This is a genomic window from Actinospica sp. (assembly GCF_035552695.1).
Lineage (GTDB): Bacteria > Actinomycetota > Actinomycetes > Streptomycetales > Catenulisporaceae > Actinospica.
Genome location: NZ_DASZKT010000269.1, coordinates 1 through 12468 on the forward strand (window position 1 = coordinate 1; position 12468 = coordinate 12468).

Sequence of the window (12468 nt, forward strand, 5' to 3'; positions counted from 1 at the left end):
GCGTGCCGAACGGGCTTCCCGAAGCGCTGACCGAGCAGGAGCAGGCGTTCTATCTCCAGGGCACGTACTTCAATACCGCCGTCGTGCAGATGTCGGAAGCGATGGCGCACCTGCTGCTGGCCATCGCCGCACGGCCGGAGCTGCAGCGGCGGCTCCGCGAGAATCCGCAGGACACCGATCTGCTCGACCGGGTGATCGATGAGACCCTGCGCGTCTATCCGCTGTTCGGTGTGGCGCACCGGATCACGTCCGCGGACATCGCGCTCGGCGAGGTCGCCATCCCGGCCGGGTCCGTGCTGCTGTTCAACTATCCGGACTTCCACCACTCGGGCTGCCCGCATGCCGCCGAGTTCGACCCGGATCGCTGGCTGCACGAGGAATCCGCGCGGATGAACCACATCCCGTTCGGCGTGAGCGCGAACCGGCCGTGCCCGGCGCGCGGTATCGCCCCGCTGACGATGCGCGTCATGGCGGCCGAGGTGCTGCGCCGGTACACGCTCGCCTCCTCGGTCGGGCACACTCGCTCGCTGCCGAACCGCGGGCCGTGCCTGCTCACGCCGGTCACACCGGTCATGCCGGCTCGGGCCGAGCAGTACCGGCCGCTCCGTCCGCGAATGCAGCTGGCCCTGCTCCGCGTGCGCGACCGGTGGGAGGACGTCTGGCGCAGCCTCGTCCAGCTCGTGCTCGGCACCTACATGGTCTGGGACGCGCGCCGCCTGCACTTGTGCCGCAGCTATTTCGCCGGTCTCGCCGCACAGGAGGCACAGCAGCGATGAGCGATCTCGCGAGCGAATCATCAAGTACCGTGCGTGCGCGAACGAGCCACCCGAGCACCGGCGAGGCGCCAGCGTGAGCGCCACCGCCCTCGCCCCCCGTTTCTTCATCGCCCTCGTCGCGATTCTGCTGTTCTGCCGGCTCGTCGCGTGGGCGATCGGACGCGTCGGACAGCCGCCGGTGGTCGGCGAAATGATCGCGGGTGTCCTGCTCGGCCCCTCGCTGCTCGGTGAAATCGCGCCGAGGCTGGAGACCGAACTCTTCCCCGCCGCGCTCAAGCCGGTGCTCTACGTCGCCGGGCAGATCGGTCTTGTCGCCTTCATGTTCCAGGCAGGGCACGAATTCCGCTCGCACCTGAACCGCGGCATCATGCGGGCGGCGACAGTCGTGTCGAGCGCGGGTATCGTCACGCCGCTGATCCTCGGCGTGCTGCTGGCGGTCGGCGCGCGCGGTCGCGTCGACATCTTCGTATCCGGAGTCCCGATGGGCTCGACCGAGGCCTTCGTCGGCGTCGCGCTGGCCATCACCGCGTTCCCGATGCTCGCGCGGATCATCACCGAACGCGGGCTGGCCGGCACGCGCTACGGCTCGATCGCGTTGGCCAGTGGCGCGCTCGACGACGTGATCGCCTGGTGCCTGCTGGCCGGAGTGCTCGCGGCGGCGGCGGGCAAGCCGAAGCCGATCCTGGTGGCGGTCGGCGGCGCGGTGCTGTTCGCCGCGTTCGTGTTCTTCGTCGCGCGGCGGCTGCTCGAGCGCACGCTGCGTCCGGGCGCGTTCGACGACGACACGCGCATCCTGCTCGTCGCGGCCGTGCTGTTCGGGTCCGCCTGGTTCACCGACGAGATCGGGCTGTACTCGGTCTTCGGCGCGTTCTGCATCGGTATGGCGATGCCGCGCGACGCGGCCGCGGAACGGACCGTCGCGACGATGAGCACCAACACCCGCATCATCTTCCTGCCGATGTTCTTCGTGTACTCCGGCCTGAACACCCGCTTCGCACTGCTGACGAACCGGCCGCTGCTCGTCTTCTCGCTGCTGGCCATCGTGGCCGCGGTGCTCGGCAAGTTCGCGGCGGTGTGGGCCGCGGCGCGGCTGAGCGGGGAGCACAACAGCGTGGCGGCGCGGCTCGGGGCCTTGATGAACGCGCGCGGCCTGATGCAGCTGATCGCGCTGAATGTGGGGCTGCAGGCGGGAATCGTCAACAGCGAACTGTTCACGGCGCTGGTCCTGGTGGCGCTGGTCACGACGCTCATGGCCACGCCCGCGCTGACGCTGTTCGACCGGCGGCTGCCGATCGCGGAGCCGAGCGCTCCGGGAGAACCCGTGCCCGCCGTGTTGCCGGCGGGGGCGGCCGAGAACCCGGTGTCCTAATGTGGCGGAGTGCACCGGGATCACAACGCGGCAGGCAAGGACAAGCCGAGGCTGCTGATCGTCGAGGACGATACGGAGCTGGCGGCTCTGCTGGCCGGACTGATCGAGCGCGAGGGCTACGAGGTGGATGTCGCGCACGATGGTCAGCAGGGCCTGCACCTGGGCCTGACCCGCGGGTACCGGGTCATGGTGATCGACCGCAGGCTGCCCGGCATCGACGGCCTCGACCTGCTGTCCCGGTTGCGCCGGCGGGCCGTGACCACGCGCGTGCTGATCCTGACCGCGCTCGGCGCCCATGCGGAGCGGGTGCGCGGGCTGGACGGCGGCGCGGACGACTACCTGGCAAAGCCCTTCGACGTCGACGAGCTGCTGGCCCGGATTCGGGCACTGGACCGCCGCTTCGACGACCAGGCCGACCTGCTGCCGCTCGGCGACGGTTTCCTGGACAGGGATTTGCGCGACGTGGCGCTGCCGGACGGCAGCCGGGTGCCGCTCTCGCCGCGCGAGTTCGCCCTCCTGCACACGCTCGCCGCGCACCCGAAGTCGGTCCACACGCGTGCTCAGCTGCGGACCCTGGTGTTCCCTGACACGGAGGCCGAGTCCGTAGTCGACACGTACGTCTACTACCTGCGCCGCAAACTCGGCCGGCGGATAGTGCTGACCGTGCACGGCCTCGGCTATCGCATAGGACTGCTGTGATCTTCGGGCGAAGGCCGACGACACCGGAGCGGCGGCTGCTCAGGCGGACCGCCGCGATCCTGGCCTGCCGGATCGCGGCGGGTTTCGCGCTGGCCTTGGCGGTGCTCGGCTTCTGCACGTACCGCATGGTCATGGCCGAGCAGCACCAGCAGGCCGAGAAGGGGTTGGACTTCGTCCTCGCCTACGCCAGTCCGGACGCGGCGGAACCGTGCCTGTGGCTGTTCGAGCTCGACGACGGAAAACTGCTGCGGCCGGCGCAAGTGCCCGCGGGATTCCCACTCGAATCCGCCATCGCGTCCGCACCGTCCAACGGGGGCGCCGTGCGGACCAGCGTGACGCGCAACGGCACGGTGTACGACGTGGTGACCGTGCGGCACGCGGCGATCGTGCGGCAGGCCGTGTTCGACACCACCTACGAGCAGGCCGACCTGGATCATCTCCTCCGCGCCCTGATCCTCGTCGGGATCATCGGCATCGTCCTCGCCACGCTGGTGGGGGCCGAAATCGGCCGGCGTTCGATCATGCCGCTCGGCGACGCGATGGCCCGGCAGCGCCGCTTCGTCGCGGACGCGAGCCACGAGCTGCGTACCCCGCTGACCCGTCTGCACACGCGGGCGCAACTGCTGCTGCGCTGGCGGCAGGGCCAGTTGCCGGAGGAACTCGCCGACGAGCTCACCGCGCTGGTCCGCTCGTCCCGCGACCTGAACGACGTGGTCGAGGACCTGCTCCTGTCCGCGGGCCTGCGCTCCGACCCGAGCCGCCGCGAGCTCGTGGACCTCACGGAACTGACGGCCGCGGCGGTCGATGCCGAGCGTCCCCGGCTGGCCTCACGCTCCCTCACGCTGATCTCGAGTCCCGCGACGGTGTGCGGGGCGGCGTCGCCGCTGCGCAGGATGATCGCGACGCTGCTCGACAACGCCATCAGCCACACCGACTCGACCGGCAGGATCCAGGTCACGCTGCGTCCGGCGGATCGCGGCGGGAGCATCGAACTTGAGGTCGCGGACAACGGCACGGGCTTCGACCCGGCGGACAGCGAGCGCATCTTCGAACGCTTCGCGCAGAGCGGCCACAGCGGTCCTCGCCGCTTCGGCCTCGGCCTGGCCCTGGCCCGGGAGATCGCCACCGATCACGGAGGGACGATCCGCGCCGTGGGCTGCCTCGGCTCGGGCGCCACAATCACCGTGCGGCTCCCGCGCGCGCCGGACGGCGCGATTCGCTCGGGGAAGCCCGCTCCACACGGAACCGCCGTCGAAGCGGGTCGTCAAGAACGCCCAGTGGGCTGATTCGCCGGCCCAGGCCGGCCGCGTGAGCCGCCGCCTCGGGTGCGGACGCGGGGCAGTGCCGGGCCGCCGACCCGGCCCCGCCTCCCGGCCGACCAGCACGTGGCACCCGTCCCTATAAGCCTGTAAGCACGTCCGTGGCGCGTCCCTGACGAGCTGAACAAGCGTGAGAACAGAATGCGACGCTCCGCGCAGATGATGCCGCAGGAGGATGACATCGTTGTCATGCGGCCGGAAGCCGGAATCGTGCGAGGACCGACCAGCGGCCCCAGGCAGATGTGCTGGCAGGGGCGAGGGTCGAGGACGGGGACTGCATGGAGTTGTGATCACGACTCCATGCAGATTTTCTCGCGGATGCCCGTGGCCCGTGTCACACTGGCCGGGAAGATTCTCGTTTACTGAAGGGCAGTACCCAGTGGCATCAGGCACCGTGAAGTGGTTCAACTCCGAAAAGGGCTTCGGGTTCATCGAGCAGGACGGGGGCGGCGCGGACGTGTTCGCCCACTACTCGAACATCGCGGCCCAGGGCTATCGCGAGCTGAACGAAGGCCAGAAGGTCGAGTTCGACATCACCCAGGGCCAGAAGGGCCCGCAGGCCGAGAACATCCGGCCGCTCTAACCGCTCTGGCGGATGCCCCGGGTGACCCACCCGGGGCATCGCGCCTTCGGCGTCGCCGCGCTGGAGTGGGTGCGCGATAACATCGCCGCGTTCGGCGGCGACCCCGACCAGGTCACGGTGTTCGGCGAATCGGCCGGCGCCGGCTCGGCGGCCGCGCTGATGGCCATGCGTTCGGCGGCCGGGCTGTTCGGCGGAATGAAGGCGAGTGGTCTCGGCCGCGAGCTCGGCCCCGAGGCCTTGGACACGTACCGCCAGTTCCAGTCGATCTACGTGTAGGGAATCGCGCCGAGGCACGCTCAGTCGTCGCAGCAGGCAGCAGGCAGCGACGGCTGACGACCTCGACAAGGTGCGCGGGGCGCGCCGTCACCGAGCTTCGGCTGACAGTTCGGCGATCTGCACCAGTTCGCGGCCGGCGGCCGGATGGCTGACCTTGAACCGCACTCGGAAGCCGTCGGCGATGATCACCACGGCGGCGCCGCGGGTCGACCAGTTGGTCTCCACTTCGAGGGCGAACTGCCCGCGGTAGCCGGCGAAGGCCAGCACCCGGCACACACCGCTGAACGAGGTCGAGAAGACCAGCAGCCGCCAGTCGGTGACGACCACGACCCAGGAGCCGGTGGAGTCCTCGACCAGGACGAACCTCGGCTGTTCGCCGGGCAGCAGCGCCGATCGGATCACGTCCTGGGACTTGGCCACGCAGGCGCGCTGCTGACGGCTCATCGTGTGGTGCGCGGCCGCCTCGAACTCGGTGTCGAGCACGGGCTTCGAGAAGAACGACGGCATTTCCTGCACGCTCCGGGCTTCTGTCGCCTGGTGTCTACGAGCCGCTCGTGCCCTGCGGCGTCTGCGCCTGCTGCGACCCGAGCGTGCGGCCGGGGGCCGGTGCCTGGACGGCGGCGGGCACGGCGGCGTTGGCCGCGGCCCTGGTGATCGCCCGGAACACCCGCTTGCGCTGACGCAGCAGCTTGCGCGGGTTGTGCGGGATGCCCAGCGCGGCGAACAGCCAGTTCGTCAGCAGCTTGGACCTGCCCCAGGTGGTGTCCAGGTTGATCCAGCCCTGGTGCTGGGCGATCCGCATGGTCAGCGCCTGCGCGACGATCCGGTAGCCGATCGGCGTCGGGCTGACCCGCACGCCCATCACCCCGGCGCCGGTGCGGATGGTCCATTCGGCCCCGCCGTCGATGGTGCGGTTCGCGGTCGGCCTGCCGAAGATCCGGCGCACCCGGCTGTGCGAGGAACGGGTGCCCAGCTCGACGATCTGGTCCAGCGTCAGGTCGCCGACCTCGATCTCGGTCGGGCGCATCGCCAGCGTGCCGAGGTACTTCAACAGGGCCAGCGAACCGACCAGAGCTATCAACAGAACGATCAGGATCATGCGGGGGTGCCTCCTCGGGCGCTTGTCGGGTCCTTCGCCCCCTTGGCTGACGGACCGGCGGCATCCCGCACGCCCGCCGGTCCGTCAGTAAGCCGCGAAGGGCGCCGGGCGCCGCCGCGAGCACGTTCGTCGAGAGGCAGACAGAGCCATGAGATTCCGCGAGCGCGGACGGCATTCCGCCGCCACGTCGACGCAGCGAACGGCGCAGAGCTCGAACACGTCGGCCGCCCAGCGCCTGGCGATCCGCGAGCTGCGCAGGCCGCGCGGCGCCGTGTTGCTGGACGCGGTCAGGCGGCTGGACGCGGGGCTCGACGAGCAGGCCTGCCGGGCGCTGGCCGAGCAGATCAGCGCGCAGTACGCGAAGGACTTCGGCGGCGGCGTGCCGATCGGCCTGCTGGCGACGTGCTACCTCGGCGCGCCCTACGTCGACCACCGGCTCAACCTGATCGAGCTGATCGTCGAGCACTACACGCCGGGCAGCGCGGTGCCCGACCCGTACGCGGCGGCCCGGCCGCTGGTGCGCTCCGGCGCCTACGCGTACGTCGAGGTCTACTCCGACGGCCTGATCGTCCCGGTGCTGCCGGACGGCAGCCCGGTGGTCGGCTGAGCGGCGAGTTCGCGAGAAATCCGAGAGAGGGAGGAAGAAAGTGTCAGATGGAGTGGACGTAGTACTGCACAGGAAGATCGACCGGCTCGAGAACATCGCCCTGGCGCTGGACACGCATCTCGACCACGTCGGCAGTCAGGTCGACGCGGTGGGCGCGGTCCAGCAGCAGACGAGGTCCGAGCTCGCCGACCTGAGCGGGGAGTTCGGCCTGTTCCGGCAGCACTTCGAGCGCACGGCGAACAAACAACTCGCCGAGACCCGCAAGGGCGCGCTGGAGAACCAGCTGGACATCGAGTTCGGCTGGTACACCAAGGTCCGGCGGACCGCGGCCAACCTGCTGCGCGCCTTCGACAGCGGCCTGGTCGCGCAGGAGACCGTGGACCACGCGACCGAGATGCTGATGCTGGAGAACGCCCGGTACTGGCTGGCTCCGGCCGGCCGTGCGCTGGCCGCGTGGTCCGGCGGCGACGCCGATCTGTGCGACACGGCGATCGCGAACGCCTGCGAGTACGCGCCCGGACGTACCGCGCTGTTCTTCGCGCTCGTGCTGCGTCGGCAGAGCCGTCAGCGCGCGTCGGTGCGCTGGCTGCGGCACTACGTGTCCTACCTCGACCCCAACGCGCTCAGCCGGGAGTTCGCGGTGGTGCTCGAGTCGGTCGCGCAGGGCGCCTTCGGGCCCGGTGGCAGGGCCCTGATCGGCGAGACGGTACAGGGCTGGCACGAGCATTTCGACCAGAACGACGCGGCGCGCGAGGCCCAGGTGTCCCGCTGGCGCTTCGTGATCGAGCAGTACCGCCCGGCCGGGGCCGGGGACGCGTTCCCACGGCTGCGCGAGCTGAGCCCGCAGTGGCCGGACCTGGAGGACGCCCTGCGCTCGGCCGAGGCGCACAGGCCCTTCACCGACTTCTACGGCCCGCTGGCCGCGGCCGAGCACCAGCCGTCGGCGAGCATCGAGGACCAGGTGGACGACCTGCTCGACCGGCTGGTCGACGAGTGGCATCCGGCGGAGATACCGGTGCAGGAGGAACTGCAGCTGCAGCGGGAGATCCTCAAGCACGAGGGCGATCTGGACGCCGCGCGCGCCGCGATGGACGCGGCCGAGGGTTCGTGGGGCGCGACGCTCGACTACCTGACCCTGCAGACGACGGCCGCGCTCGACCCCGACTCCCTCGGCGTGTCCGAGGCGACCCAGCAGATGGCGCTGGCCACCTGCGCGGACGCGATCAAGCAGGCGCACGCGAAGTTCTGCGTCGGCTACCGGGTCAAGAAGCCGCTGGAGGTCGAGACCGCCTTCCCGGCCAGGCACCCGCTCGGCGACACCAAGTACGAGGTGCCCTCGTGGCAGGGGAACCTGACCACGACGCCGCTGCCGGAGCTGGAGAAGTCGCTCGGCGACCACTGGGACACGGCCACCGGGCCGTTCCTGGCCTCGCTCGAATATCCCTTCCAGAAGAAGATGACCATCGCCGGCGTCGTCAGCGGTCTGATCCTGCTGGTCTGCGTCTTCATCAACCCGGTCTTCGGAGTCCTGGTCGGCGGCGTCACCTTCGGGGTCTGGGCGCTGCGGACCGTGCGGGCGCGCAAGGCCATGGAGGCGCTGCAGAAGAAGTACGCGGACCTGCTCAAGCAGGCGAGGCAGCAGGCGCTGACCGATCTGCGCGGAGCCGCGGCCGAGCTGACGGACTACCAGTCGCGGTACGCGCGGCAGGACGGACAGGAGCAGAGCGTGCGGGAACTGGTCACCCGGTTCGCCGAACTGGGCGGCGAGCGCGGCGCCTTCGAGTCGCGCGCCGTCGTGGTCGAGGGAGGAGTGGCATGAGCGAGACGACCGTGAACGGAAGCGGCAACGGCACGCCCTCGTGGGCGCGCGGCAAGGCCACCGCCGGGACGCGCTGGGGGAAGCCGGACGCGGCCAAGCGGCCCCGCGGCACCGAGCGGCTGCGCAAGACGATCGAGGGGCTGCCGGACTGGGAGCCGCTGCCGCCCGGCGAGACCGTGGTGCGCCGCTCCGGACAGGACGGCTGACCGTGCCAGGACGCCGCAAGGGATCCGGCGTCCCGGCGACGAGCGGCTACCAGGAGTGGGCCGCGTACCTGGAGCGCTGGTCCGAGGGCGGGCAGGTGGATCCCTCCGCCCTCGGACCGCTGGATCAAGAGGCCTTCGCCGGGGACACCTGGCGCCGGCTGACCGACCGGTTCACCGGCGCGCTCTCGCGGCGGCTCGAGCTCTGGCAGGCCTCGCTCGGCCGGTCCACGTCGGCCGCCGCGGACGAGTTCGAGTACGGACGCGCCCTGCAGCAGAGCCGTACCGGACTGCGCGCGATTCGGACGCTAGCCGCGGACGAGCGGCTGCCGGAGGAGCTGCGGACCGGGCTCACCGGCATCGTCGACGGCGCGGTGACGAGCATGCAGGAGCAGTTGGAGAAGCGGGTCGACCGGCTGCGCGGCACCGGAGACGCGAACCGACGGGCCGAGGCCCGGCTGCGCACCCTGCGCGAGAACCCGCTCACCGCGGTGATCGGCGGCACGGTCGTCGAGAATCCCGCCGCCGTGCCGCCGCCCGCGTCCGCCGCGACAGATCCCTTCGACACTCCGCGGCGCCGGATCGCGCGCCCCTGACAAGCCGACCCGCGAGAGGGAGGGCCGATGGCCACCTACGCCGAATGCCTGGACGAGCTCCGCAGCTACCTGCACGCGCGAATCCCGCTGATCGTCCTGAGAAGCATCGAACAGAGCCGGGCGATACGCCTGGTCAAGGAACTCGCCGGGGACGCGAACCGCGGCTCCATGCCGTTCCTGATCCACACCAGGGCCACCGGCCTGCGCGACATCCGCACCAACGCGCCGCTGACCGACGACAAGTCGATCACCGAGGCGATGGACTACGCCTCGCATCAGTTCAACAACCGCAACCAGGGCAACTTCGTGTTCGTCGACCCGGACGACCTGAGCGTGGACTCGCCGTTCACCCGGCACTTCGCCGAGATCGGCCGGCTCGCCGAGAACGCGATGGGCAGCGTCATCGTGATCACCGACGGCCCGCTGTGGAGCGGCCTGCAGCGGCTCGGGATGACCACGAAGCTCGATCCGCCGAACGAGGAGGAGATGTACCACGTGATCGCGGAATTCCTCGAGGACAACGCGGAGGCGGTGGACATCTCCTGGGTCGAGGACGACGCACGGCGCGCGGCGCGCTTCCTGGTCGGGGCGACCCAGGCGGAGGCGGTCAACCTGGTGGCCACGGTGGCGGCCAAGCGAACGCTCGTGCCCGACGACGTGAAGCAGCTCGCCCGGCTCAAGGACCGGATCTTCAGTGACCTGGCCGGGCTGGAGAAGGTGCAGGTGAAGGAGTCCGACAGTTCGATCGGCGGGCTGCAGAACCTGCGCTCCTGGCTCGACCGGCGACGGCAGTGGATGTTCGCCGAGGCGACGAACAAGCACCTCAGGCCGCCGCGCGGGGTGCTGCTGGTGGGCGTGCCCGGCTGCGGGAAGTCGCTGTCCGCCAAGGCGATCGCCGCGCAGTGGGGGCTCTCGCTCTACCGGCTCGACCTGGCGAACATCATGGGCCAGTACGTCGGGCAGTCCGAGAGCCGGCTGCGCGACGCGCTGGAGGCCGCGGACCGGATCGCCCCGTGCGTGCTCTGGCTGGACGAGATCGAGAAGGGCCTGGCCGGGCAGTCCGACAGCACCGGGGTGACCCGGCGGCTGATCGGGCAGTTCCTGTTCTGGCTCCAGGAGTCGACGGCGCCGGTCTTCCTCGTGGCCACCTCGAACGACATCAGCACCCTGCCGCCGGAGCTGCTGCGCAAGGGCCGCTTCGACGAGATCTTCTTCGTGGACCTGCCGGACGAGGACGAGCGCGCCGAGATCCTCGGCATCTACTACCGGATGTATGTCGGTGAGGACGCGCCGGAGGGGCTGGTCAAGGAGCTGGTCCAGCTCTCCGCCGGATTCGCCGGCGCGGACATCGCGGCCGCGCTGCACGAGGTCGGTGTCGCGCTCGAGCTGCCCGGCTCTGAGCACGCCCTGGACGCGGAGTTCATCAAGGCGAACTTCAGCAACACGATGCCGCTCAGCCGCACCAATCCGGAGCAGATCGAGGAGATCCGGGCCTGGGGCCGGGAGCGCGCGGTCCCGGCGGGCAGCGACCACCAGCAGCAGTCGGTGTCCGCGGCGGGCACCGGCCGACGGCTGATCCTCGCCGGGGGCTGAGCCGCGATGGCGCAGATGGCGGCGTGGAACACCCCGGCCGGGATCGAGGCCGAGGTGCGCAGGTTGCAGGCCGGGATCCGGCAGGCCGGGGAACGGGCCGCGGTGCTCGCCGCCCCCGGCCCGGGTTCCGGCGACGGAGACCCGGCCGGCTACCGCGAGGCGGTGGGCGCGGTGGCGGTGGCGACCCGGGCGCTGGTCGAGTACGAGGCGGCCATCCCCCGGCTCCAGGAGGGCTATCACAGGCACGTCAGCACGCTGATCGCGCGCTGGTCCGGCGGCCTGCTCGGGCTCCTCGGCGTGGCCGGGGGCGTCGCGGCGGCCCTCGGCGTGCTGCCGTTCTGGTGGCTCTTCCCGGCGATCGCGCTGGCCGCGGCGGGTCTCGCCACGCTGCCTGGGGCGGCGCGGCGGGCCGCTGATCCGCTGATCCGGCCGCGGCTCGGGGCCTGCTGTTACGCGGTGGCCGGGATCGTCGCGGTGGTCTGCGTCTGCAAGGCGCTCCCGCCCGCGGCCGTGCTCGCGGCGTTCGGCGGGTGCTGGGTCGGCCTCTACGCCTTCCGGCTGCTCGGCACGAGCTCGGCCGGCGGGGAGGCGCGATGAGCGTGGAGCCGATGGACGCGACGCTGCCGCTGGACGGGCTGGACCAGGCTCCTGAGCCTGTCGAGGCGCCGCCCGCGCTGCCGCCGCCGAGCATGCTCAGGACACTGCGCCGGCTCACCGCGCGGGTGGCCTGGCTGGAGGAGCGGCTGAGCGAATCGGGCGCGCTGCCGGCGGCCGACCTCGACTCGACCGACGAGGAGACGCACGAGCTCGCGGCCGCGGTGCTGGCCGGCTGCGACGCCGAGGAACGGCTGCTGGCGCAGCGGGAGCGCGCGGCGTTCCAGGCCGCCGTCGAGTGGTACGCGCGGCTGGAGCGGCAGCGGGACGAGGCCGAGCGCGCGGTGCTGGAGATCGGTGCCGCGGCGGGGTCCACCGCCCGGACCGATCCGCTGCACGTCAAGCGGCTGGCCGGATTCGCGGCGGTGGAGCGGCGGCTGGCCGAGGCGTCCGACGCGGCGGAGGGGTACGCGTCGACCGCCCGGACGGCACGCACCCGGCTGGCCGCCGACGCGGCGCTGCGGGCCGAACTCGCCGAGCTGATCGACGCGGGCGGCGAGGCGGGCCTCTCGCTCGCGGTCCGGCTGCGCGACCGGCTGGCCGCCGAGCTGGGCCGGGGCACGCTGCTGCCGGCCTGGTTCACCGGCGAGCTCGGTCCCGGGCCGTCCGAGGCGGTCCCGGGTATGCCGAGGCCCGCGATTTCGGCCGCGCCCGGCTGGTTCGAGGTGGCCGTCGCCGCCCTCGCCTACCGGACCGTATACGGGGTCGATGACGCGTCCACGCTGCTCGGCACCGAGCCGGGTCCGGGCGCGCCGAAGCACCGCCGCGTCGCGCACCGCCGGCTGCGCGGCTGGCTGGCCCGCCTGGAGGACTGAGGGGACTGAGAGGGCGGGTGCGCGACGGCTCGCGCTGCCGTCGCACACCCGCCTCCGGTC

The 12468-nt window shown here is 71.5% G+C and carries 14 protein-coding genes and 1 pseudogene; 13 read left to right on the forward strand and 2 right to left on the reverse strand.

The features are described 5' to 3' along the window. The 6 genes and pseudogenes from VG296_RS30520 to VG296_RS33095 all read left to right on the forward strand — a co-directional run. Positions 1-776 (forward strand): cytochrome P450 (locus tag VG296_RS30520; RefSeq protein ID WP_325571966.1); only part of this gene is annotated, 776 nt, incomplete at its 5' end. Positions 777-849: 73 nt separating this feature from the next. Then, positions 850-2145: a cation:proton antiporter gene (locus VG296_RS30525; protein WP_325571967.1), complete on the forward strand. Its 1296-nt coding sequence runs from the start codon at positions 850-852 to the stop codon at positions 2143-2145. A 51-nt stretch (positions 2146-2196) separates the two neighbouring features. Next, on the forward strand, positions 2197-2844 hold the full coding sequence (locus VG296_RS30530) for a response regulator transcription factor (RefSeq protein ID WP_349259762.1): 648 nt from the start codon (positions 2197-2199) through the stop codon (positions 2842-2844). Continuing rightward, entirely contained in the window at positions 2841-4130 is a 1290-nt protein-coding gene (locus tag VG296_RS30535; RefSeq protein WP_325571969.1) for a HAMP domain-containing sensor histidine kinase, read from the forward strand. The genes VG296_RS30530 and VG296_RS30535 overlap by 4 nt, the downstream gene beginning before the upstream one ends. A gap of 412 nt (positions 4131-4542) precedes the next feature. Continuing rightward, positions 4543-4746 carry a cold-shock protein gene (locus VG296_RS30540; protein WP_325571970.1) on the forward strand — a complete coding sequence of 68 codons (204 nt, stop codon included), beginning with the start codon at positions 4543-4545 and terminating at the stop codon, positions 4744-4746. A 51-nt stretch (positions 4747-4797) separates the two neighbouring features. Beyond that, positions 4798-4935: pseudogene (locus VG296_RS33095) on the forward strand (carboxylesterase family protein); the annotation flags it as partial. A gap of 174 nt (positions 4936-5109) precedes the next feature. Here the strand turns inward: VG296_RS33095 and VG296_RS30550 are convergent. Both VG296_RS30550 and VG296_RS30555 read right to left on the reverse strand, forming a co-directional pair. Continuing rightward, positions 5110-5529: a hypothetical protein gene (locus VG296_RS30550; RefSeq protein WP_325571972.1), complete on the reverse strand. Its 420-nt coding sequence runs from the start codon at positions 5527-5529 to the stop codon at positions 5110-5112. A gap of 34 nt (positions 5530-5563) precedes the next feature. Further along, the gene (locus VG296_RS30555; protein WP_325571973.1) at positions 5564-6121 is read right to left on the reverse strand and encodes a hypothetical protein; all 558 of its coding nucleotides are present in this window, start codon (positions 6119-6121) and stop codon (positions 5564-5566) included. Between the two features lie 148 nt (positions 6122-6269). Between VG296_RS30555 and VG296_RS30560 the strand changes: the two genes are divergently transcribed. From VG296_RS30560 to VG296_RS30590, 7 genes are read left to right on the forward strand one after another with little or no spacing between them, the layout of a single operon-like run. Continuing rightward, positions 6270-6728: a hypothetical protein gene (locus VG296_RS30560; RefSeq protein WP_325571974.1), complete on the forward strand. Its 459-nt coding sequence runs from the start codon at positions 6270-6272 to the stop codon at positions 6726-6728. 40 nt (positions 6729-6768) lie between these two features. After that, positions 6769-8547 (forward strand): hypothetical protein, encoded by a 1779-nt coding sequence (locus VG296_RS30565; protein WP_325571975.1) that lies wholly within the window; start codon positions 6769-6771, stop codon positions 8545-8547. Continuing rightward, positions 8544-8753 (forward strand): hypothetical protein, encoded by a 210-nt coding sequence (locus VG296_RS30570; RefSeq protein ID WP_325571976.1) that lies wholly within the window; start codon positions 8544-8546, stop codon positions 8751-8753. Before VG296_RS30565 ends, VG296_RS30570 begins: the two co-directional genes overlap by 4 nt. A gap of 2 nt (positions 8754-8755) precedes the next feature. Continuing rightward, complete coding sequence (locus VG296_RS30575; protein ID WP_325571977.1) at positions 8756-9346, forward strand: hypothetical protein; 591 nt, start codon at positions 8756-8758, stop codon at positions 9344-9346. Positions 9347-9373: 27 nt separating this feature from the next. Then, complete coding sequence (locus VG296_RS30580; protein WP_325571978.1) at positions 9374-10939, forward strand: AAA family ATPase; 1566 nt, start codon at positions 9374-9376, stop codon at positions 10937-10939. A 6-nt stretch (positions 10940-10945) separates the two neighbouring features. Continuing rightward, positions 10946-11536, forward strand: a complete 591-nt coding sequence (locus VG296_RS30585) for a hypothetical protein (RefSeq protein ID WP_325571979.1) — start codon at positions 10946-10948, stop codon at positions 11534-11536. Further along, a complete protein-coding gene (locus tag VG296_RS30590) occupies positions 11533-12408 on the forward strand; it encodes a hypothetical protein (RefSeq protein WP_325571980.1) in 876 nt (291 codons plus the stop codon). The genes VG296_RS30585 and VG296_RS30590 overlap by 4 nt, the downstream gene beginning before the upstream one ends. The last annotated feature ends 60 nt before the right edge of the window (positions 12409-12468 follow it).